A 21590-nucleotide genomic window follows, 5' to 3' on the forward strand; every position below is an offset into this window, starting at 1 on the left:
TGTGGTGACCCGCATCGTGATCCTCGGTGGCGGCCCGGCCGGTTACGAAGCCGCGCTGGTCGCCGCCACCTCACACCCCGACACCACCCACGTGACGGTGATCGACTCCGAGGGCATCGGCGGGGCCGCCGTCCTGGATGACTGCGTGCCGTCCAAGACGTTCATCGCGTCGACCTGGCTGCGCACCGAGCTGCGCCGGGCGCCGCGGCTGGGTTTCGAGATCGACATCGACGACGCCAAGATCTCGCTGCCGCAGATCCACGCCCGCGTCAAGCAACTCGCCACCGACCAGTCGGCCGACATCACCGACCAGCTGCTCGGCGTCGGGGTGCACGTGGTGGCCGGCCGCGGCGAGCTCGTCGACCCCACACCCGGGCTGGCCCGCCACAACATCAAGGCGACCGCCGTTGACGGCGCCACCAGCGAGTACGAGGCCGACGTGGTGCTGATCGCCACCGGCGCCAGCCCGCGGGTGCTGCCGTCGGCCCAGCCCGACGGCGAGCGCATCCTGACCTGGCGCCAGCTCTACGACCTGAAAGCGCTGCCCGAGCACCTCATCGTGGTCGGGTCGGGGGTCACCGGCGCGGAGTTCGTGCACGCCTACACCGAATTGGGTGTGCCGGTGACGGTGGTCGCCAGCCGCGACCGGGTGCTGCCCTACGAGGACGCCGACGCCGCGCGGGTTCTGGAGGCGGCGTTCTCCGAGCGTGGCGTGAAGTTGGTGAAGAACGCCCGCGCCGCGTCGGTCACCCGCACCGAGGACGGCGTGCTGGTTACGCTGGCCGACGGGCGCACCGTGGAAGGCAGCCACGCGCTGATGACCATCGGTTCGGTGCCCAACACCGACGGGCTGGGCCTCGAGCGGGTCGGCATCGAGCTGGGCCGCGGCGGCTACCTGACCGTGGACCGGGTTTCGCGGACCTCGGTCACCGGCATCTACGCCGCCGGGGACTGCACCGGCCTGCTGCCGCTGGCCTCGGTCGCCGCCATGCAGGGCCGCATCGCGATGTATCACGCGCTGGGCGAGGGCGTCAGCCCCATCCGGTTGCGCACGGTGGCGGCGACGGTGTTCACCAGGCCCGAGATCGCGGCCGTCGGTGTGCCCCAAACGATGATCGACGACGGTTCGGTGTCGGCGCGCACGATCATGCTGCCGCTGCGCACCAACGCGCGCGCGAAGATGTCCGGGCTGCGGCAGGGTTTCGTCAAGGTGTTCTGCCGCAAGTCCACCGGTGTGGTCATCGGCGGGGTGGTGGTGGCGCCGATCGCCTCCGAGCTGATCCTGCCGATCGCCGTGGCCGTGCAGAACCGCATCACGGTCAACGAGCTGGCGCAGACGCTCGCCGTGTACCCGTCGCTGTCCGGCTCGATCACCGAGGCGGCGCGGCGGCTGATGGCGCACGACGACCTGGACTAGTGGCGACCGGTGGACCGACGCGTCGGGCGTTGAACCGTTAGCCTTGGTGCAGCACGTCCCTACTGGCGAGTAACCGACGGGAGTTTCTTCAGTGAGGAGTCCAGGTCGTGGCTGATCCGATCCACGCGTCCACCCAGCGAAGCTCGCCGGTGTCCGTGCTGGGTCCGGAGCATCGGCGCGCGGCCTGGGAACGGCTGGGCGCCGAGCAGTTCGACGTGGTGGTGATCGGCGGCGGCGTGGTCGGTTCGGGTTGCGCGCTGGACGCCGCGACCCGGGGGCTCAAGGTGGCGCTGGTGGAAGCGCGCGATTTCGCGTCGGGCACCTCGAGCCGCTCGTCGAAGATGTTCCACGGCGGCCTGCGCTACCTCGAGCAGCTGGAGTTCGGTCTGGTGCGTGAGGCGCTCTACGAGCGCGAGCTGTCGCTGACCACGCTGGCACCGCACCTGGTCAAGCCGATGCCGTTCCTGTTCCCGCTGACCAATCGCGTGTGGGAGCGTCCCTATATCGCCGCCGGCATCTTTCTCTACGACCGGATGGGTGGGGCGAAATCCGTTCCGGCGCAAAAGCATTTGACCCGCGCGGGCGCATTGCGGCTGAGCCCGGGCCTCAAGCGCAGCTCGCTGATCGGCGGAATCCGTTACTACGACACGGTTGTCGACGACGCCCGGCACACCATGACCGTCGGGCGCACCGCCGCGCACTACGGCGCGGTGGTCCGCACATCCACCCAGGTCGTCGCCCTGCTGCGCGAGGGCGATCGGGTGACCGGGGTGCGGGTCCGCGACTCCGAGGACGGCTCGATCACCGAGGTCCGCGGCCACGTCGTGGTCAACGCGACCGGGGTGTGGACCGACGAGATCCAGGCATTGTCCAAGCAGCGCGGGCGATTTCAGGTGCGGGCCTCCAAGGGTGTGCACGTCGTGGTGCCGCGCGACCGCATCGTCAGCGACGTCGCGATCATCCTGCGCACCGAGAAGTCGGTGATGTTCGTCATCCCGTGGGGCAGCCACTGGATCATCGGAACCACCGACACCGACTGGAATCTCGACCTGGCCCACCCCGCGGCCACCAAGGTCGACATCGACTACATCCTGCAGACCGTCAACACGGTGCTGGCCATCCCGCTGACCCACGCCGACATCGACGGCGTGTACGCGGGGCTGCGGCCGCTGCTGGCGGGGGAGAGCGAGGAAACCTCGAAGCTGTCCCGCGAGCACGCCGTGGCGGTGCCCGCCCCGGGGCTGGTGGCCATCGCCGGCGGCAAGTACACCACCTACCGGGTGATGGCCGCGGACGCGATTGATGCTGCGGCGCAATTCATTCCGGCCCGGGTTGCGCCGTCGATCACCGAGAAGGTCAGCCTGCTGGGTGCCGACGGTTACTTCGCGCTGATCAACCAGGCCGAGCACGTCGCCGAGCTGCAGGGGTTGCACCCCTACCGGGTGCGCCACCTGCTGGACCGTTACGGGTCGCTGATCGGTGACGTGCTGGCGCTGGCGGACGAAAACCCCGACCTGCTCAACCCGATCAAGGAGGCGCCGGGCTATCTGCGGGTCGAGGCGCTGTATGCCGTGACCGCCGAGGGGGCCCTGCACCTGGAGGACATCCTGGCCCGCCGGATGCGCATCTCCATCGAATACTCCCACCGCGGAGTCGACTGCGCGCGAGAGGTCGCGGATGTGGTTGCGCCGGTGCTGGGTTGGTCCGCGGCGGACATCGACCGTGAGGTCGCCAACTACGCCGCCCGGGTGGAGGCCGAGGTGCTGTCCCAGGCCCAGCCCGACGACGTGTCGGCGGACGAGTTGCGGGCCAGCGCGCCCGAGGCGCGCGCCGAGATCCTCGAGCCGGTCCCCCTCACTTGAGACCCGCCCCGCTTCCCGTGCGCGACGGGCTCGGCCCGGCGCGGGTGAGGCTGCGGGGCGGACCGGTGCTGGCCGAGCTGGGCGCGCGGTTCGGCGCGCGGGCCCGCGCGAAGGTGCTGGCCGGGGAGGTGGTGGGCGCCGACGGCGCGGTGGTCGATGCCGCCACCGTGCTGCCGGCCGGGGCGAGCGTCTACCTCTACCGCGAGCTGCCCGACGAGGTGCCGGTGCCGTTCGGGATCCCGGTGCTGCATCGCGACGACGACATCGTGGTCGTCGACAAGCCGCCCTTTCTGGCCACGATGCCGCGGGGGCGGCACGTCGCGCAGACCGCGCTGGTGCGGTTGCGCCGCGAGCTGGGGCTACCCGAGCTGAGCCCCGCGCACCGGCTGGACCGGCTGACCGCCGGAGTGCTGGTGTTCACCGCGCGCCGCGAGGTGCGCGGCGCGTTCCAGACGCTGTTCTCGCGGGGGTTGGTGCGCAAGACGTATCTGGCCCGGGCCGCCGTCGACCCGGCGTTGCGGCTGCCCCGTGTGGTGGAAAGCCGCATCGTCAAGCGCCGGGGCCGGCTGCAGGCGGTCAGCGAGCCGGGTGCGCCGAACGCCGAGACCCTGGTGGAGTTGCTGTCCGCGGACGGCCTCTACCGGCTGACCCCACGCACCGGACGCACCCACCAGCTGCGCGTGCACATGGCCTCGCTCGGGATACCGATCGAGGGGGACCCGTTGTACCCCAACGTGATTGACGTTGCGGCCGACGACTTCAGCACGCCGCTGCGATTGCTGGCACAGCGCATCGAGTTCACCGACCCGCGCACCGGCGAGCGCCGCGAGTTCGTCAGCCGCCGGGTGGAGCCGTAGCGTCTGATTGCCACCCTGCCCTGATTCCTGCGCAAAACACCCACCACGCGGTAGCGTCATGTTTGCTGGTTGGGTCGTCGGGAGGCAACCATGAAGCGCGGCATCGGTTCAGGAGTGGCGGCCCTGCTCATGGCCGCCGGGCTGATCGCCTTTGCACCGCCGGCCGTCGCCGGCTGCCAGTACGGGGGAGGCGTTCTCAGCAAGTGCGACGGGCCCGTCCAGCCCGACGGCACCTGGCAACGTTGCGTCGCCGTCACCCGCCTGATTCCCCACGGAGCCAGTTCCTACCTCGTGCCCGAGCAGAACTGCGACGTGATGGGCCCCGACCAGCGCCCGCCGGATTTCGCGTTCGCCGACCCCCCGACGCACATCGACTGAGCGGACAGCCCGCGGCATGGGCCGCCCGGGATCGGGTAGCCCGCGCGTATGGACATCACCGTCACGTTCGTCGGCAACGCCACCACGCTGATTTCCGTCGGCGGGCTGACGCTGCTGACCGACCCGAATTTCCTGCACCGCGGGCAACGCGCCTACCTCGGCCACGGCCTGGTGTCCAAGCGCCTGAAGGAGCCGGCGTTGAGCATCGACGAACTCCCGCCCGTCGACGCGATCGTGCTCTCCCACATGCACGGCGACCACTGGGACCGGGTGTCGCAGCGGGGTCTCGACCACGCCCTTCCCATCGTCACCACCCCGCACGCCGCCCAGCGCCTGCACCGCCGCGGCTTCGCGCACGCACGCGGCCTGCGGACCTGGCAACAGCACACGATCACCAAGGGCGAGACCACGCTGACCCTCACGTCGCTGCCCGGGCGCCACGCGCCGGGGTGGAGCCGGCGCCTGCTGCCGCCGGTGATGGGCACCATGCTCGAGGTCGCCGCCGACGGCTCGCCCCGGCGCCGGCTCTACATCTCCGGGGACACCCTGCTGGTCGAGGAGCTGAAAGAGGTTCCGGCGCGGTTCGATCCGATCGACGTGGGGATGCTGCACCTCGGCGGCACCCGGCTGCCGGCCGGCCGGCGGCTTCCGTTCGGGCTGACCGTAACCATGGACGGCCGCCAGGGGGCCGAACTCGTCGCGCTGCTGAGCCTGCCGAAGGCCATCCCGGTGCACTTCGACGACTACGCGGTGTTTGCGTCGCCCCTGGCCGACTTCACCCGGGAAATGCGGCGTCGCGGGCTGGGCGACCGGATCGTCACGGTGAACCGCGGCGCCTCGGTCACCGTCTGAAAGAGGGGCCGCGCCCTTGAACGGCCCCTTGAACGGCCCCTTGAACGGCGGGGCGAGGTTCGCCGGTCAATAAATGGGGAGAGGAGCGCGTAGCTGGGGGTATAGGGTGTCCTAGCGGCGTGCGGTCGAACTGGGAGGTAACCGACCGCAAGTAGCAGGCATCGATGTAGAAGAGTTTGGGGCTTTTTCGCGGCCTGGTTAACGGAAATTTGCTGAGGCGTTCTCAGCGTGGGCATTGTGAGATGTGATGGATCTACTAGCACCCCCCGAGGTCACCTCGACGCTCATCCACACCGGGCCCGGAGCGGGCTCGCTGATCGAGGCCGCCGGCGCCTGGCAGCGCCTGGCCGTCGAGCTGGAGAATTCCGTCTCCACCTATGCCTCCACGTTGTCCTCGCTCATCGATTCCTGGGACGGTCCGTCCGCGATGGCGATGCTGCAGTCCGTCCAGCCCTACCTCCTGTGGTTGCGCGAGACGGCGCAACAGTCCGCGCAAATGGCCACCTCGGCGGAAGCCGCCGCCTCGGCCTTCAGCGCCACTCGCGCCACCGTCGTGCATCCCTCGGTCGTCACCGCCAACCGCACGCGCCTGCGGCAACTGCTCATGACCAACCGGTTCGGGACCAACACCGCGGCGATCGCCGAGGCCGAAAACGAGTACCAGACCATGTGGGCGAACAACGCCGCCGCGATGACCCGCTATCAGGCGACGACGTCGCAGGCGACCACGCAACTGTCGCCGTTCACTTCGCCGCTTCCCGACACCAATCCGGCCGGGACGGCCAACCAGCAGGCCGCGGTGATGAAAGCCTCGACTGACTCTTCGGGTTCGTCGCTGGGATCGATATTCTCGGGGCTCAACACCGCCGGCTTCGACCCCAACAGCGGCTGGTTCGGGTGGGCGAACACCTGGGCCAACCAGTTCATGTCGTCCGGTTTCCCCGTCAACCTATTGGCGGTGTGGGCGCAGATGGCGACCGCCCAAGGGGTCGCGTCCGTCGGCGGCGACATCGGCTCGGGCCTGTCCGAGGGCCTCGGAGCGACCACGGCGAGCCTGGCCAACGCGATCAAGGGAATCGGCGCGGGGGCTTCCGCGCCGACCGGGGCGCTGGGGGTTGGCGTCTCGCTGGGCAAGTTGACCGCGCCCCCCGCCGTCGTGGGACTGTTGCCGGGCACACCGACCGGGGTGCAGCTCGCCTCCGCGGCGTCCCCGCTGCCCGCGGCGGAATCAGGATTCCCCATGATGCCGATGATGGTGCCGCCGCCGACGGCCTCGGCGGGCACCGGCTGGCGAAAACGCAAACAGCAAAAGTACGAGGACGTTGCCGTGGGCCGCGAGGTCAAAGGCAAAGTGATGCCTCGTAACCCGTCGGCCGGATGACACTGACATTGACGTCGGCGCCGCACGACTGCGAGCGCCGATCGCATCCACCGGGTCGGTCAACGGCGACCAGCGCCAGCGCCGACGCGCGGCGTTCGCCCCACCCACTTCTTCCCCAAGGTAAAGGTTCATGGATTTTGGGATACTGCCGCCCGAGATTATCTCGGCGCTGATCCACTCCGGACCCGGCGCTTGGTCATTGATCGAAGCCGCCGGCTTCTGGCAGGAATTGAGCGCCGAGCTGGAGCAATCGGCAAGCAGCTACACCGCTGAGTTGTCGTGGTTGTCCACGACGTGGCACGGTCCGTCGTCGCTGGCGATGGCCGAGGCGCTGGAACCGTATCTCGCCTGGTTGCGTCTCACCGCGCAGCAGTGCCAGCAGACCGCCGCGTCGGTGGAGGTCGTCGCCGCGGCATTCGAATGGACCCACTGGACGGTGGTGCATCCGTCGCTGGTCGCCGCCAACCGGGCGCGCCTGGCGATGTTGCTGGCCACGAACTTCTTCGGGGTCAACTATCCGGCCATCGCCGAAACCGAGGCCGAATATCACACCATGTGGGTGAACAACTCGGCCGCCATGTATCGGTATGCCGCGACCTCGGCGGGCGCCCTCAAGCTGCCCCAGTTCTCGGCGCCGCCCCCGGTGGCCAGTCCGTCCGGGGTGACGCCCCAGGCGACGATGGTGCCCGCGACTACCGCTACCTCTCCGATGGCCTCGCAGTTGGCAGCGTCCACCGGGTTCGACCCCCAAGCCGGCTGGTTTGGATTTGCCAATCAATGGGCGAGCCAAACCATCGCCGCCAGCGGATTTCCGGTCAACATTCTCGGTGCGTTGGCGCAATTCGCCACCGCCCATGCGTTCACGTCGCTGGGTGAGGGCATCGGTCCGGGATTGGCGGACGGCGCCGCGGCGCTGGCGTCGGCGGAGACGCGGCTCGTCAGCGCGGTCGGCGCCGCGGGGTCGTCCTTGGCGCCGCGGGCGACGCTGGGTGTCGGAATTTCGCTGGGCAACCTGACCATGCCTCCCGCGACGGTGGGAATGCTGGCGTCGTCGCAGGCGGCGGTGCAGCTCGCCTCGGCGGTGTCGCCGCTTCCCCCGGGCGCGCAACCGACCATGCTCCCCATGGCGCCGGTGCGCCCGGGCCGCGGTTCGAGCGGCGGTCGCCGACGTAAGGGCCGCGACTACGACGACATCGAGTACGGCGCGGAGCTTTCAGGCACGGTGATGCACCGGCCGCCGTCGGCGGGTTGAGAAGATCGCGTGGTGCACAACGCTCCGCAGATCCAGGGCCGCGTATGGCGCGGCGGCAAGGCGCAGGACGACTTCGAGTTCGGCAAGATCTCGGACTACCTGTCCGAGCCCGACACCCTGGTGTGGGCCGACCTGTGCAACCCCGACCACGACACCCTCGGCGGCCTCGCCGGCGAACTCGGGCTGAACCACTGGGCGGTCGAAGACGCCGTGGCTGCGGCCGAACGGGTCAAAGCCACCGGATACGAAACCCACACCTTCTTCACCGTCTACGCCGCCGACATCGCTGACCCCGCGGCGAACGCCGTCCCCGCGCGCGCACTGACGATGCAGCGCATCTCGGCCTTCGTGCTGCCGCAGGGGCTGATCACCGTGCGCCTGACGCCCGACTTCGACATGGCGCAGGTGACCCGGCGATGGCAGGAGCTCGGCGGCCAGGCCTCCGGTGTCGGCGCCCTGGTGCACGGCCTGCTCGACGTGGTGGTCGACAGCCACTTCGCCGCCGTGGAGGCCCTCGACGACGGCATCGAAGCCATCGAGGACGAACTCTTCGACGGCACCTCCCGCAAAGGCGATTTTCAGCGCCGCACCTTCGGGTTGCGCCGAGACCTGGTGAACCTGCGGCGGGTGGCGCTACCGATGCGCGAGGTGGTCAATTCGATTCAGCACCACCGCATTTCGGACGGCACCGACCGGCAGCTCGATCCGCTGTACGCCGACCTCTACGACCACGTGCTGCGGGTGTCCGAATGGACGGAGTCGCTGCGCGACATGGTCACCACGATTTTCGAGACCAACCTGTCGCTGCAGGACGCGCGGTTGAACACCGTCATGAAGAAGCTGACGGGATGGGCGGCCATCATCGCCGTGCCCACGGCGATCACCGGCTTTTACGGGCAGAACGTTCCCTACCCGGGCTTCGGTACGGCGGCCGGATTCGCGGCCAGCACCAGCGTGATAGCCGTCCTGATGGTGGTGCTGTACGTAATGTTCAAACGTCGCGATTGGCTCTAGGCCGCGAGGCCGGTCACTGCGTCACGGGGGCTGAGGCGGAAAGACCGTGCTGGATGCCCTGATTGATTTTGTCCCGCAGGGCCGGGCTGCCTGGCGGATCTGACTCCTTGCAGGCGCAGCTGAGATGACTGAAGGGATTAGGGTCGGTGCTGGCCGATGCTGCGGTCCAGCCGGAAGCGCCAAGAACGATGGCAACACCCGCAACACCGACCAAAAGTTTCGGAATCATTTTGGCCTTGTGCTCGTCACATTAGTTTCGGATGTTCCAACTTTAGCCGTGAATTCGTCACCAGTCTGTCAACCGGCTGTAAATTTCAGGACCCGGATGCTGCCGCGTACTTGGGGCAGTACGCCTTGATGCTGACGCCGACGAAGTAACCGGCGTGATAGCCGTCCAGCGAACTGCTGGACAGCACGTTGTTGGCGACCTGTTCCGGCGTTTGGCCCGAATCGAGTTGGTGGCACACGGTGTGACCGGAGTTGACCACGGCCTCGGGTGACTCGAAGTTGATCCCCTTGGCTTTCAGCGCGGCGAGGAACGCCTCATCGGCGGAGGTGGCATGCGCGCTCGCCGGTGTCGACAGGGCGCCGAGTAGCCCGGCCACCGGCGCAACGCCGATAGCCAGAAGCGACCGCGCGCGGCCGGGCTTGCGCATCTGGGTGCTCGTCATTTGTGATACTCCCGTGGAACAGAAGAGCCGTAGCTTGCTGAAGGCGGGGCCAGTCGGAATGTTCGCACGGCGCCGCGTCACCCGACGGGGTATCGCCGATAATGCCGTCCGTGCCATACCAACGTTTGCTCTGTCTTCGGCGGCGCGTAACCGGCCTCTGTCCGTCGCTGCGCCGTCGGCGACCTGACAACATGCCGTACGCGCGGTGGCTGTGGCTCGCGCTGGTGGCGATATGCGTGGTCGGCTGCGGGGTCCGGCACGTGTCGGCGGCGAGCGCCCGCGAGGTTTCCGGTACGTTCCGATCCAACGGCATGGACCGAACCTACATGTTGCACGTGCCGGCGGGCGACCCCATCGGCCTGGTGCTCAGTTTGCACGGGGGCGGCGGAACCGGGATCGCGCAGCGCGCGCTGACGGGGTTCGACTCCGTTGCTGACGCCCACGACCTGTTGGTCGTCTACCCCGACGGCTACGACAAGAGCTGGGCCGACGGGCGCGGCGCGTCGCCCGCGGATCGCCGCCACATCGACGACGTGGCCTTCCTGGTCGGGCTGGTGGGCAAGCTGCAACACGACTACAACATCGCGCCCGGCCACGTTTTCGTCACCGGGATGTCTAACGGGGGCTTCATGTCCAACCGGCTGGCCTGCGATCGGGCGGACGTCTTCGCCGCGGCGGCGCCGGTGGCCGGCACCCTGGGCGTGGGCGTGGCCTGCAACCCGTCGCGGCCGGTGTCGGTGTGGGAAGCCCACGGCACCGCCGACCCGCTGGTGCCGTTCAAGGGTGGCGCGGTGCGCGGCCGCGGCGGGCTCAGCCACTCCATCTCGGCGGATGCCATGGTCGCGAAGTGGCGCGCGGCGGACGGTTGCACCGGCGACCCGTCGATGGAGGTGCTGCCCGATGTCCGGGACGGCACCGTCGTCCACCGGTTTGTCTCGGCGGCGTGTTCGGCGTCCAGCGAGGTGGTCTTCTGCAAGGTCGACAAGGGCGGGCACACCTGGCCGGGCGGCAAGCAATATCTGCCCGCGGCCGTCATCGGGCCCACCACGCACGCGCTTGACGGGTCGGAAGCCATTGCCGAGTTTTTCCTCGCGCACGCGCGGGATTAGCGCTGGCACGACGGGCACCAGTAGGCCACCCGTGCTTTCGTGTCGTCGGCGTCGATGGGGGTGGCGCAGCGACGGCACTGCTGCCCGGCGCGCCCGTAGACCCAGAGCTGGCGCCCGCTGCGGGTGTCACCGGTGGTGCACCGGTTCCAACGAAAACGGTTGAGCCACAGCATTTCTCGTGCGCGAGAGACCAGCCGCCGCGGATCTGCGATGGCGCTCACCGGCGCGGTGGGCAGATGCCCGCTGATAAAACACAGTTCGTTGCAATAGACGTTGCCGATCCCGGCCAGCACCCGCTGGTCCAGCAGCGCCTCGGCGATCGGGCGGTGCGGGTCGGCGGTCAGGTTGGCGGCGGCACGCGCCGGGTCCCAATCCTCGCCCAGCAGATCGGGTCCCAGGTACGCGACGGCGTCGCCGTCGCGGTCGCGATCCAGGATCTCGAGCACCCCCAGGTCGACGCCGACGGCCCGGGCGGTGCCCGTCGCCAAGACGATGCGCGCCCGGTGGTCCACCCGCACCCGGCTGCCGACCCGCCAGCTGCCCTCCATCTTCAGATGCGAGTGAATGCTGGCGCGCCCCACCCGGATAAACAGATGCTTCCCGCGGCTGACGACCTCGTCGACCACCTGGCCGGTGAGGTCGACGGTGGCGAACCGCGGCACCCGAACGTCGCAGCGGGTCAGGGTGCCCCCGAGCAGGTGCTGACGCAGCACGGCGGCGGTGTGCCAGATGGTGTCACCCTCGGGCATCTCAGCGCAGCCGCATTCCGCGTGGCGTCGTGTGGAATCCGGCGTCGGTGAGCGCGCTCAGCGGCGCGGACCCGTCCGCGCGGGGCGCCAGTGCCGGCACCCCGTCGATGCGCTCCACCAGCATCCCCGCGACGCGGCGGGAGGCGACCAGGTCGGCCAGGGCCGTCGCCGCCGCGAGGTGGGCCGCGGGATCGTCGGTGAAGGTCAGCAGCGAGCGTCCGCCGCGCTCCAGGAACCAGGCGAGCTCGCCGTCGACCAGCACGACGAGCGCGCCGGCCTTGCGGCCCGGCCGCGCGCCCTCGCCGGCGGAGGCGGGCCAGGGCAGCGCCGCGCCATACGGGTTGGCGGGGTCCGCCGCGGCCAGCACCACCGCCCGGTATTCCGGCCGTTCCGGATCGACCCCCTCGCTGAAGTTGCGCAGCCGGTCGACCGTCGATGCGACGGCGAACTGCGCCCCGCCCAGCGACTCGATGAAGTAGCCGCGCTGGCACCGGCCCGCGTCCTCGAAGGTGCTCAGCACCTTGTACAGGGTGGCGAACCCGCCCGGGACGCCCTCGGTGGCCACCGCGCCGCGGGTGAGCACGCCGTGGCGGCCCAGCAACAGTTCCGCTTGGTAGTGGGCGCGCAGCGTGGAATCGGGCTCGGGGGCCGGCAGGATCGACCATCGGCCGCCCACGGTGGGGTCGGCGGGCCGGGACTGCGCGTGCGCGACGGTGTACCGGCTCAGCCGCGGCGGGCGCTGCGACCGGTGCGCGGGTGCGGAACGTTTCCGGGCGCCGGCGCCCCCGAGGACGGCGCGCACCGGGGCGAACGTGTCGCCGGTGATCCAGCCGGCCCAGATCAGTTCCCACAGTGCGGTTTTGAGCTCGGCGTCGGAGACCGCGCCGTGCGCGAGTTGGCGGAAGAAGTAGGCGCCGCCCCCGGCCAGGGTGTCCAGGATGGCGCGGTGGGCGTCGCCCAGGTCGATGTCGGCGGGCCCGGCCAGTGTCAGGGGCGCGGATTCGCCGGCGTGCAACGCGATCCAGCCGTCGCTGCTCGAGATCGACCCGGCGCCCGACCAGGTGACCTCGCCGGTGGCGAGCAGTTCGTCGAGCATCGCGGGGGAGTAGTCGCGGACCCGGGGGGCCAGCACCAGCGGCTCGATCGCCGACGCCGGCATCCGCACACCGGCCAGCTGGTCGATCACCGACATCAGGCCGTCCAGGCCGGAATAGCCTGGGCTGCGCGAGGATTCGGCCGCCCCCACGTGATGCCAGGCCGGCAGGAAGCGGCCGTACGCGGCGGTGCTGACCGGCTCGACCTGGGCCCGCAGCGCCGCCAGCGACCGTCGCCGCAGGATGCGCAAGACGTCGGCGTCGCACCACTGCTCGGCCCCGACCACACCGGCCGCCCCCGACGTCTCGGGCGCGGCGACGAAGTCGCCGCGCACCAGCCGGCCGTCACCGGCCAGCCGGCCCAGGACATCCGCCGTCACCCGCAGCCCCAGGCCGAATCGGGCGGCGGCCTCGGCCGTGGTGAACGGGGTGTGGGTGCGCGCGTAGCGGCCCAGCAGTTCGCCCAGCGGGTCGGTGACCTCCTCGGTGAAGGCGGCCGGCACACCCAGCGGAACCGGGATGCCGATGCCGTCGCGCAGGCGCCCGATGTCCTCGATGGCCACCCACCAGCTGCGCCCGGCGAACGACACCGTCAGCGCGCGCCGCGCCGCGCGCAGGCCCTCCAGCCAGCCGCCGACGTTTTTGCCGTCGGCGATGTCACTGCGGGCGGCCACCTCCTCCTCGGTCAGCGGGCCCAACAGCCGCAGCAGGTCCGCGACGCCCTCGGCGTCGCGCGCGGCCCGTTCGGCCGAGAGGTGCTGCAGCTGGCGGGCGGTGGCGTCGATGACCTCGGGATCGAGGAGCTCGCGCAGCTCCACCCGGCCCAGCAGCTCGGCCAGCAGCGTGCTGTCCAGCGAGAGCGCCGCGGCCCGGCGCTCCGCCAGCGGGCTGTCGCCTTCGTACATGAACGCGCCGACGTAGCCGAACAGCAGCGACGCCGCGAACGGGGAGGGGCGCGCGGTCTCGACCTCGACAACCCGCACCCGCCGCTGGGCGATGCCGGTCATCAGCGTCACCAGGGCGGGGACGTCGTAGACGTCCTGCAGGCATTCGCGGATGGTCTCCAGCACGACGGGGAAGTCGGGGTATCTGCGGGCCACCTCGAGCAACTGGGCGGCGCGCTGGCGCTGCTGCCACAGCGGCGAGCGGCGGCCGGGGTGCCGGCGCGGCAACAAAAGCGCGCGGGCCGCGCACTCGCGGAACCGCGACGCGAACAGCGCCGAACCGCCCACCTCGTCGGTGACGATCGGGTCGATCTCGTCGGCGTCGAAGACGAAAAGGTCCGCGCCGGGCGGTGTTTCCATCCCCGTGTCCGACGCGAAATCGGCCAAGGTGTCGGGCAGGCGCACCACGACGCCGTCGTCGGAGGCGGTGGGCTTCTCGTCGATGCCGTAGCGTTCCCGCAGCCGCCGGCCCACCGCCAGCGCCAACGGCCCGTTCACGGGCAGCCCGTAGGGCGAGTGCAGGATCACCCGCCAGTCTCCGAGCTCGTCGCGGAACCGCTCGACCAGCAGGGTGGTGTCGGTGGGCACCACCCCGGCGGCGGTGCGCTGCTCGTCGAGCAGGCGCGCCAGGTTGTCGGTGGCGTAGGCGTCGAAACCCAGCCCGGCGCAGCGGGTTTCGAATTCCTCGCGGGTGAGGCCGGCCAGCTCACCGGTGAACGCGCCGAGCGCGGCGCCCAGCTCGGCCGGGCGGCCCACGCCGTCACCGCGCCAGAACGGCAACCGGGCCGGTTGGCCGGGCGCCGGGATCACCAGCACCCGGTCGTGGGTGATCTCGGTGATCCGCCAGCTGGTGGCGCCCAGCGAGATGACATCGCCGGGCCGCGACTCGTAGACCATTTCCTCTTCGAGTTCGCCGACCCGCGAAGGCTTTTCGGCCTCGGAGGCCAGATACACGGTGAAAAGTCCGCGGTCGGGGATGGCCCCGCCGGAGGTCACGGCCAGCCGCTGAGCGCCGGGGCGCGCGGTCAACGTGCCGGTGTCGCGGTCGTAGACCAGCCGCGGACGCAGCTCGGCGAAATCGGTGGAGGGGTACTTGCCGCTCAACAGGTCCAGGGTGGCCTCGTACACGCTGCGCGGCAGCGTCGCGAACGGCGCGGCGCGGCGCACCGTGTCGAACCACTTGTCGGCGTCCAGCGGCTCGAGCGCGGCGGCCGCCACGGTCTGCTGCGCCAGGATGTCGAGCGGGTTGGCGGGCACCCGCATCGTTTCGATCTGGCCGGTCAGCATGCGCTGCACGCTGACCGCGCAGCCGATCAGGTCGGTGCGGTGCTTGGGGAACAGCACGCCCTGGGAGACCTCACCGACCTGGTGCCCGGCCCGGCCGATGCGTTGCAGGCCGCTGGCCACCGACGGCGGCGCCTCCACCTGGATCACCAGGTCGACCGCGCCCATGTCGATGCCGAGCTCCAGGCTGGAGGTGGCCACCACCGCCTTGAGCAGCCCGCGCTTGAGGTCCTCTTCGACCAGGGCGCGTTGTTCCTTGCTCACCGACCCGTGGTGGGCGCGCGCCAGGATCGGGTCGGCGCCGTAGGTCTGGCCCGAGCCCATGATGTGCGCCGGGGCGCCGCCCGCCACCTTGGGGTTGGCCTCCGTGGACAGCTCGAGGCCGCTGCGTTCGGCGTGGATCTCGTTGAGGCGGGCGGTGAGTCGTTCGGCCAGCCGCCGCGAATTGGCGAACACGATGGTCGAGTTGTGCGCCTCGATCAGGTCGACCAGACGGTTCTCCACGTCGGGCCAGATGGAGGGGGTACCTCCCGCTTGCGGGGGAGTGTTCGCCAGGTTGGCCATGTCGGGCACCGGCACGGCCACGGTGAGCTCGACCGTCTTGGCCGACGCCGGCGCGACGATGGTCGTCGGCTGCCCGCCGGACAGGAACCGGGCGAGTTCCTCGGGTGGGCGCACCGTCGCCGACAACCCGATCCGCTGGGCGGGCGCGCCCTCCCGCAGCGAGTCGAGGCGCTCCAGCGACACCGCCAGGTGCGCGCCGCGCTTGCCCGCGGCGATGGCGTGGATCTCGTCGACGATCACCGTCTGCACCCCGGCCAGGGTTTCGCGTGCCGCGGAGGTGAGCATCAAAAACAGCGACTCCGGAGTGGTGATCAGCACGTCGGGGGGCCGGTTGATGAGGTGGCGGCGGGCGGCCGGCGGGGTGTCGCCGGAACGCACCCCGACGCTGATGTCCGGCGGCGGCAGGCCCCGGCGTTCGGCGATGCGGGTGAGCCCGGCCAGGGGGGTGCGCAGGTTGCGCTCGACGTCGACGGCCAGCGCCTTGAGCGGGGACACGTAGAGTACCCGGGTGCCCCGCGGGCGGTCGGCCGAGCCGGCGAGGCTGTCCAGCGCCCACAGGAAGGCCGCCAGCGTCTTGCCGGACCCGGTGGGGGCGATCACCAGGGTGTTGTGGCCGTCGGCGATGGCCTCCCAGGCCTCGGCCTGCGCGGTGGTCGGCGCGTCGAAGGTGCTGGTGAACCACTCGCGGGTGACGGCGCTGAACCGGCCCAGGGGGTCGGCGGGGCCGGGCGGCCCGGAATCAGCGCGAGTGCTCACCCGTCCATGGTGCCAACGGGGACCGACATGATGCCGCGGCGCTCAGGTGCGCGAGGTGTTCATCGCCTCGCCGAGCTCCTCCGGGATCTCGGGCACCCGCGCGATCGCGTCCAGCAGCGCGTGCGCGCAGGCGTCGGCGAGTTTGTCGGCGTCGGTGGTGGGGTCGATGATCCGCTGCCGGCAGATCTCGAAGGTCATCGCCAGCCAGCCGTTCAGGATCACCCGCAGATGGCGCTCGACCTCGGGTTCCATGCTGGCCGCGGGGAGTTCGGCGATCAGCCGGTTGATCCGGGACATGATGTGTTCCATCTGGCGGTTCTTGGCGTCGTCCTCGACGCCCAGCAGAACCGGGTCGGACCGCCCCAGCCCGACGTACGCCGCCCACGCGGCCTCCGGGTTCTGCTCGTGGTAGGCCATGTAGGCCAGCACGCCGACCCGGATCTCCTCATACATGGTCAGACCGGTGACGTCGTCCATGTTGGTGTTCTCGTACAGGCGGTCGGCCTCGTCCTTGACCACCGCCGCGAAAAACGCTCGCTTGTCGGGGAAATAGTGGTACATCAGGGCCCGCGACACCCCGGCGCGTTCCGCGATCTCGTCGATGCGGACCTCGTCGTAAGGTCGCTTCCCAAAAACCTCTGCCCCTAAAGCGAGCAGCTCAGCGCGCCGATCCTCGGGGGATAGACGCCTTCGGGCTGTCGGCATGTGTCAGATAGTACTCATACGACATGAGACGACGGCCACAATGGATTCAACGCCTCAGCCGAACTCCACTCCCTGGGCCAGCGGCAACTCGCCGGAATAATTGACGGTATTGGTACTTTGGCGCATGTAGGCCTTCCACGAGTCCGTGCCCGATTCCCGCCCGCCGCCGGTTTCCTTCTCGCCACCGAACGCGCCGCCGATCTCCGCGCCGGACGTGCCGATGTTGACATTGGCGATTCCGCAGTCGGATTCGGCCAGGAACTGTTCGGCCTCGCGCAGGTCCGTGGTGAAGATGGACGACGAAAGCCCCTGCGGCACGGCGTTGTTGAGGGCTATCGCGTCGGCCAGCTCGTGGTAGGTCAGCACGTAGAGGATGGGCGCGAACGTCTCGCTCGCCACGATGGCGGTCTGCCCGGGCATGCGCACCACGGCCGGCGCGACGTAGTAGGAATTCGGCTGCTCGCGGCCCTGCGGGTGCCGGCGGTCGCCGTCGATGACCTCGCCGCCGTCGGCGCGCGCGGATTCCAGCGCCCCCACCATGTCGCGGTAGGCGGTCTCGTGGATGAGCGGCCCGATCAGGGTGCCGGGTGCGCACGGGTCGCCGATGGGCAGTTGCCGGAAGGCGGACACGACGCGGTCCACCACCTCGTCGGCCACCGAGTGGTGGACGATGAGCCGGCGCAGGCTGGTGCAGCGTTGGCCGGCGGTGCCGGCGGCGGCGAACACGATGGCCCGCACCGCGAGGTCCAGGTCGGCCGACGGCGTCACGATGGCGGCGTTGTTGCCGCCCAGTTCCAGCAGCACCCGGCCGAACCGCGCGGCGACGCGGGGGCCGACCTCGCGGCCCATCCGGACCGAACCGGTCGCGGACACCAGCGCGACCCGGGGGTCGTCCACCAGCAGCCCGCCGAGGTCGCGGTCGCCCAGTATCAGGGAGCTCACCGCGGGCGGGGCGCCGACGTCGGCCGCGGCCCGGGCGATCAGCGCCTGGGTGGCCAGCGCCGTCAACGGCGTCAGCTCCGAGGGCTTCCACACCACCGGGTCCCCGCACACCAGGGCCAGCGCGGCGTTCCACGCCCACACGGCGACCGGGAAGTTGAACGCGGTGATCACCCCCACCACGCCCAGCGGGTGCCAGGTCTCCAGCAGCCGGTGCCCGGGGCGTTCCGACGCGATGGTGCGCCCGTAGAGCTGGCGCGACAGGCCGACGGCGAACTGGCAGACGTCGATCATCTCCTGCACTTCGCCGGCCGCCTCGGAGGTGATCTTGCCGACCTCGACGGTCACCAGGGTGGCCAGCTCGTCCTTGTGCGCCGTGAGCAGCTCGCCCAGGCGCGCCACCAGCGCGCCGCGGACGGGGGCGGGCGTGGTTCGCCACACCGAAAAGGCTTGGGCCGCTTGGGCGATCGTCGCATCGGCCCGCTCTGCTGTGGTGAGCGCGACGGTGAACAGCACCTCGCCGGTGATCGGCGTGCTGGCGGGCAACCCGTGGGCGTCCGGCTCGCCGAGGCTCGCGGTGACGCCGATCGCCTCGAAGGCCGTGCGGACGCGGGCGCGCAACTGTTCGGTGGTCATGAGCATGCCTTTTCGTAGAGGGCGTACGGGTCGGCGACGTCGCGGCCGATCGCCCCGGCCAGCCACTGCGCGTCGTAGCCGGATTCGTCTGGTGCGTCCGCGGTTTCGGCGTCGGAGTCCAGGTTGGACCGGAAGATGCCCGCCGCCGAGGCGGGCAGGAAGTCCTCGTAGACGATCGGCGCCGACGGGTCGCCGCCGCGGTAATAGCCCAGCCCCTCGGCGGCCATCCGCTCGTCGGTGGGCGGAAAGTGATCCGCCCACACCGCGGCCGGGTCGGCGGCGCTCATCGCGGCGTCGTAGCGCGCGCGGCCCTTCGGTGTCAGCGCGACACCGCGGGCCTCCACTTCGCCGAAGCGCACCCGCAGCGTCCCCTCGGTGATCCGACCGTCCTCGCCGCGGAACCGGCGGGGTTCGGCCAGGGCGCGAAAAGAGGTCTGGCGCAACAACACCGCCGGCCCGTCGGTGCGCGGCGGCCCTTGGATGGCGTCGATCATGGCGATGCCGCGCCCGGTCATCCGCCGGTACAGATCGTCGATGTCGAGGACGCGGGGCGTCAGGTGGTTGAGGTGGGTGGAGCCGGCGCCGGCGATGTCGGCGGCCACCGCGGACACCCGTGACAACTCGTCGTACCAGGACTTGTCGATGGGCTCGGCCGACAGGGCGAACGCCGCCACCGCCGCCGCGACGAACTCCCGCGCCCGGTCGGCGGTGCAGCCGTCCTCGGCGGTGACCTCACGCGCGCGGGCGAGCAGCGCGGGATCGAACAGTTGGCGGCGCGCCAGGAAGGCCTCGACGCGGCGGCGCAGGTCACGGTCGAAGAACCGCGCGTCGTGGGTGGCCAGCATCGAGGTGAACACCCGAAAAGGATTGAGCGACAGCTCGTTTGCATCGACGGGCCGGAAGGCGGTCGACACCACGGGGACGGGTGAGGCCGCGCAGCGCAGGTCGTAGTAGCCGACCGGCAGCATGCCGAACGCGGCGAAAAGGTCGGCGACCGCGGCCAGTTCGGCCGGGCTGCCCACCCGGATGGCGCCGTGCCGCTCGGCCGTGACGCGCCGCAGCGAACCGAACCGTTCGGCGTCGGGGTGGCGCGCCGCGACATCGGCGTTGACCCGCTCGCTCACCGCGACCAGGGTGCCGTAGGCGGGCACCTCGGCGGCGTACATCGCCGAGAGGCCCGCGGCGAAAAGCGCGCGAAGCTGCCACGTCGGCAGCCATTTCGCGCGGCTCACGGCGCGCCGTTCCTGCGATAGTCTCCGGCCATGAGTGAGACGCTCGACGACGTCGACCGGATTCTGGTGCGCGAGCTGGTCGCCGACGGACGCGCGACGCTGGCGGAGTTGGCGGCCAGCGCCCGGCTGTCGGTCTCGGCGGTCCAGTCGAGGGTGCGCAGGCTCGAGGCCCGCGGCGTCATCGCCGGATACTCGGCGCGCATCGACCCGGAGGCCGTCGGGCACCTGCTGTCGGCGTTCGTGGCCATCACTCCTCTGGATCCCTCTCAACCCGATGATGCGCCCGCCCGCCTCGAGCACATCGAGGAGATCGAATCGTGTCACTCGGTGGCCGGCGAAGAAAGCTACGTCCTGCTGGTGCGCGTCGCATCCGCCCGGGCGCTCGAGGACCTGCTGCAGCGAATCCGGACGGCGGCGAACGTCAAGACCCGCAGCACCATCATTCTCAATACTTTTTACACAGATCGGCAGCATATTCCATAAATTATCCTGTCACGGCGCAACAATAGTGTAAAAATGCGCCATCATGCCCGTACCATGGGCGTCATGACGGCCGCCATGGAACGTTTCGCGCCCGCCGGTCGCCGTGTGGATGCCGACGCCGTCCACGCGGTGCTGGCGCGCAGCATGCTGGTCGACGGCTTCGACTTCGTCCTCGATCTGGACCGCTCGCAGGGCTCCTACCTCTGCGACGCCCGCGACGGCCGGCGCTACCTCGACATGTTCTCGTTCTTCGCCTCCTCGGCGCTGGGCATGAACCACCCGGCGCTGGCCGCCGACGACGAATTCCGGGCGGAGCTCGTCGCGGCCGCCCTGAACAAGCCCAGCAATTCCGACGTGTACTCGGTGGCGATGGCCCGCTTCGTCGAGACGTTCGCCCGGGTGCTGGGCGACCCGGCGTTGCCGCACCTGTTCTTCGTCGACGGCGGGGCGCTCGCGGTGGAGAACGCGCTCAAGGTGGCGTTCGACTGGAAGAGCCGGCTCAACGAAGCGCGCGGTGTCGACCGCGCGCTGGGCACCCGGGTGCTGCACCTGCGCGGCGCCTTCCACGGCCGCAGCGGCTACACGCTGTCGCTGACCAACACCAACCCGGTCACCGTGGATCGCTTCCCCACGTTCGACTGGCCGCGCATCGACGCCCCCTACCTCCGGCCGGGCGCCGACGTGGCCGCGCTCGAGGCCGCGTCGCTGGCCCAGGCCCGCGCCGCCTTCGAAGCCCACCCGCACGACATCGCCTGCTTCGTGGCCGAACCCATCCAGGGGGAAGGCGGGGACCGCCACTTCCGGCCCGAGTTCTTCGCCGCCATGCGCGAACTGTGCGACCGGCACGACGCCCTGCTGATCTTCGACGAGGTGCAGACCGGCTGCGGCCTGACCGGAACCGCTTGGGCCTACCGGCAATTCGGCGTGCAACCCGACGTGGTCGCGTTCGGGAAGAAGACCCAGGTGTGCGGCATCATGGCGGGCCGGCGGGTCGACGAGGTCGCCGACAACGTGTTCGCGGTGCCGTCCCGGCTGAACTCGACGTGGGGCGGCAACCTGGCCGACATGGTGCGCGCCCGCCGCATCCTGGAGGTGATCGAGGCCGACGAACTCTTCGACCACGCCGCCGCGCAGGGCGCCTACCTGCTGGGCTGCCTCGAGCAGCTCGCCGGCGAGTTCCCCGGCGTCGTCCTCGATCCCCGCGGCCGCGGCCTGATGTGCGCGTTCAGCCTGCCGAGCGCCGCCGACCGCGACGAGCTGATCCGCCGGCTGTGGCGGCGCGCGGTGATCGTGCTGCCCTCGGGCCGCGACGGCGTCCGGTTCCGTCCTGCGCTGACCGTCACGCGCGCCGAGATCGACGCGGCGATGCGGGCCATGCGCGCCGCGGTGACCGGCCTGACCTGAGACCGAG

Annotated in this window: 17 protein-coding genes; 11 read left to right on the forward strand and 6 right to left on the reverse strand. The window is 70.5% G+C overall.

What is annotated here, in order from left to right:
* Position 1 precedes the first annotated feature (1 nt).
* From JF781_RS14295 to JF781_RS14330, 8 genes are all read left to right on the forward strand, one after another.
* Positions 2-1417, forward strand: coding sequence for an NAD(P)H-quinone dehydrogenase (locus JF781_RS14295; protein WP_225329338.1), 1416 nt, complete (start codon positions 2-4; stop codon positions 1415-1417).
* 107 nt (positions 1418-1524) lie between these two features.
* Positions 1525-3279 carry a glycerol-3-phosphate dehydrogenase/oxidase gene (locus JF781_RS14300; RefSeq protein WP_225329339.1) on the forward strand — a complete coding sequence of 585 codons (1755 nt, stop codon included), beginning with the start codon at positions 1525-1527 and terminating at the stop codon, positions 3277-3279.
* Positions 3276-4136: a pseudouridine synthase gene (locus JF781_RS14305; RefSeq protein ID WP_225341273.1), complete on the forward strand. Its 861-nt coding sequence runs from the start codon at positions 3276-3278 to the stop codon at positions 4134-4136. Before JF781_RS14300 ends, JF781_RS14305 begins: the two co-directional genes overlap by 4 nt.
* A 90-nt stretch (positions 4137-4226) precedes the next feature.
* Positions 4227-4514 (forward strand): hypothetical protein, encoded by a 288-nt coding sequence (locus tag JF781_RS14310; RefSeq protein ID WP_225329585.1) that lies wholly within the window; start codon positions 4227-4229, stop codon positions 4512-4514.
* A gap of 48 nt (positions 4515-4562) precedes the next feature.
* Positions 4563-5366 carry an MBL fold metallo-hydrolase gene (locus tag JF781_RS14315; protein ID WP_225329584.1) on the forward strand — a complete coding sequence of 268 codons (804 nt, stop codon included), beginning with the start codon at positions 4563-4565 and terminating at the stop codon, positions 5364-5366.
* A gap of 247 nt (positions 5367-5613) precedes the next feature.
* Positions 5614-6747, forward strand: a complete 1134-nt coding sequence (locus JF781_RS14320) for a PPE family protein (protein ID WP_225329583.1) — start codon at positions 5614-5616, stop codon at positions 6745-6747.
* Between the two features lie 130 nt (positions 6748-6877).
* Positions 6878-7999, forward strand: coding sequence for a PPE family protein (locus tag JF781_RS14325; protein ID WP_225329582.1), 1122 nt, complete (start codon positions 6878-6880; stop codon positions 7997-7999).
* A gap of 12 nt (positions 8000-8011) precedes the next feature.
* Positions 8012-9013, forward strand: coding sequence for a magnesium transporter CorA family protein (locus JF781_RS14330; protein WP_225329590.1), 1002 nt, complete (start codon positions 8012-8014; stop codon positions 9011-9013).
* Positions 9014-9327: 314 nt separating this feature from the next.
* On the opposite strand, the gene JF781_RS14335 is transcribed toward JF781_RS14330, so the two are convergent.
* On the reverse strand, positions 9328-9684 hold the full coding sequence (locus JF781_RS14335) for a DUF732 domain-containing protein (RefSeq protein ID WP_225329581.1): 357 nt from the start codon (positions 9682-9684) through the stop codon (positions 9328-9330).
* A gap of 191 nt (positions 9685-9875) precedes the next feature.
* On the opposite strand from JF781_RS14335, the gene JF781_RS14340 reads away from it, so the two are divergent.
* Positions 9876-10793, forward strand: coding sequence for a PHB depolymerase family esterase (locus JF781_RS14340; RefSeq protein WP_225329580.1), 918 nt, complete (start codon positions 9876-9878; stop codon positions 10791-10793).
* On the opposite strand, the gene nei2 is transcribed toward JF781_RS14340, so the two are convergent.
* The 5 genes from nei2 to JF781_RS14365 form a co-directional block, all read right to left on the reverse strand.
* Complete coding sequence (nei2, locus tag JF781_RS14345) at positions 10790-11542, reverse strand: endonuclease VIII Nei2 (RefSeq protein WP_225329579.1); 753 nt, start codon at positions 11540-11542, stop codon at positions 10790-10792. The genes JF781_RS14340 and nei2 overlap by 4 nt on opposite strands.
* A gap of 1 nt (position 11543) precedes the next feature.
* A complete protein-coding gene (locus JF781_RS14350) occupies positions 11544-16139 on the reverse strand; it encodes an ATP-dependent helicase (RefSeq protein ID WP_225329589.1) in 4596 nt (1531 codons plus the stop codon).
* Between the two features lie 87 nt (positions 16140-16226).
* The gene (locus tag JF781_RS14355; RefSeq protein WP_225329578.1) at positions 16227-16889 is read right to left on the reverse strand and encodes a TetR/AcrR family transcriptional regulator; all 663 of its coding nucleotides are present in this window, start codon (positions 16887-16889) and stop codon (positions 16227-16229) included.
* 54 nt (positions 16890-16943) lie between these two features.
* On the reverse strand, positions 16944-18464 hold the full coding sequence (locus JF781_RS14360; RefSeq protein ID WP_225329577.1) for an aldehyde dehydrogenase family protein: 1521 nt from the start codon (positions 18462-18464) through the stop codon (positions 16944-16946).
* Complete coding sequence (locus JF781_RS14365) at positions 18461-19696, reverse strand: 2-oxoadipate dioxygenase/decarboxylase family protein (RefSeq protein ID WP_225329576.1); 1236 nt, start codon at positions 19694-19696, stop codon at positions 18461-18463. The genes JF781_RS14360 and JF781_RS14365 overlap by 4 nt, the downstream gene beginning before the upstream one ends.
* 30 nt (positions 19697-19726) lie before the next feature.
* On the opposite strand from JF781_RS14365, the gene JF781_RS14370 reads away from it, so the two are divergent.
* Entirely contained in the window at positions 19727-20179 is a 453-nt protein-coding gene (locus JF781_RS14370) for an Lrp/AsnC family transcriptional regulator (protein ID WP_225329575.1), read from the forward strand.
* Between the two features lie 63 nt (positions 20180-20242).
* Positions 20243-21583, forward strand: coding sequence for an L-lysine 6-transaminase (gene lat / locus JF781_RS14375; protein ID WP_225329574.1), 1341 nt, complete (start codon positions 20243-20245; stop codon positions 21581-21583).
* The last annotated feature ends 7 nt before the right edge of the window (positions 21584-21590 follow it).

Origin of the sequence: Mycobacterium sp. WUMAC-067 (assembly GCF_020217485.1) — a bacterium.
In the GTDB taxonomy this organism is placed as follows: domain Bacteria; phylum Actinomycetota; class Actinomycetes; order Mycobacteriales; family Mycobacteriaceae; genus Mycobacterium.

Bases quoted from the DNA above. Each gene is read 5' to 3' on its own strand.
- JF781_RS14360 (WP_225329577.1), bottom strand. From the start codon at position 18,464: ATGACCACCGAACAGTTGCGCGCCCGCGTCCGCACGGCCTTCGAGGCG.
- JF781_RS14310 (WP_225329585.1), top strand. From the start codon at position 4,227: ATGAAGCGCGGCATCGGTTCAGGAGTGGCGGCCCTGCTCATGGCCGCC.
- JF781_RS14370 (WP_225329575.1), top strand. From the start codon at position 19,727: ATGAGTGAGACGCTCGACGACGTCGACCGGATTCTGGTGCGCGAGCTG.
- nei2 (WP_225329579.1), bottom strand. From the start codon at position 11,542: ATGCCCGAGGGTGACACCATCTGGCACACCGCCGCCGTGCTGCGTCAG.
- lat (WP_225329574.1), top strand. From the start codon at position 20,243: ATGACGGCCGCCATGGAACGTTTCGCGCCCGCCGGTCGCCGTGTGGAT.
- JF781_RS14335 (WP_225329581.1), bottom strand. From the start codon at position 9,684: ATGACGAGCACCCAGATGCGCAAGCCCGGCCGCGCGCGGTCGCTTCTG.
- JF781_RS14315 (WP_225329584.1), top strand. From the start codon at position 4,563: ATGGACATCACCGTCACGTTCGTCGGCAACGCCACCACGCTGATTTCC.
- JF781_RS14320 (WP_225329583.1), top strand. From the start codon at position 5,614: ATGGATCTACTAGCACCCCCCGAGGTCACCTCGACGCTCATCCACACC.
- JF781_RS14340 (WP_225329580.1), top strand. From the start codon at position 9,876: ATGCCGTACGCGCGGTGGCTGTGGCTCGCGCTGGTGGCGATATGCGTG.
- JF781_RS14355 (WP_225329578.1), bottom strand. From the start codon at position 16,889: ATGCCGACAGCCCGAAGGCGTCTATCCCCCGAGGATCGGCGCGCTGAG.
- JF781_RS14325 (WP_225329582.1), top strand. From the start codon at position 6,878: ATGGATTTTGGGATACTGCCGCCCGAGATTATCTCGGCGCTGATCCAC.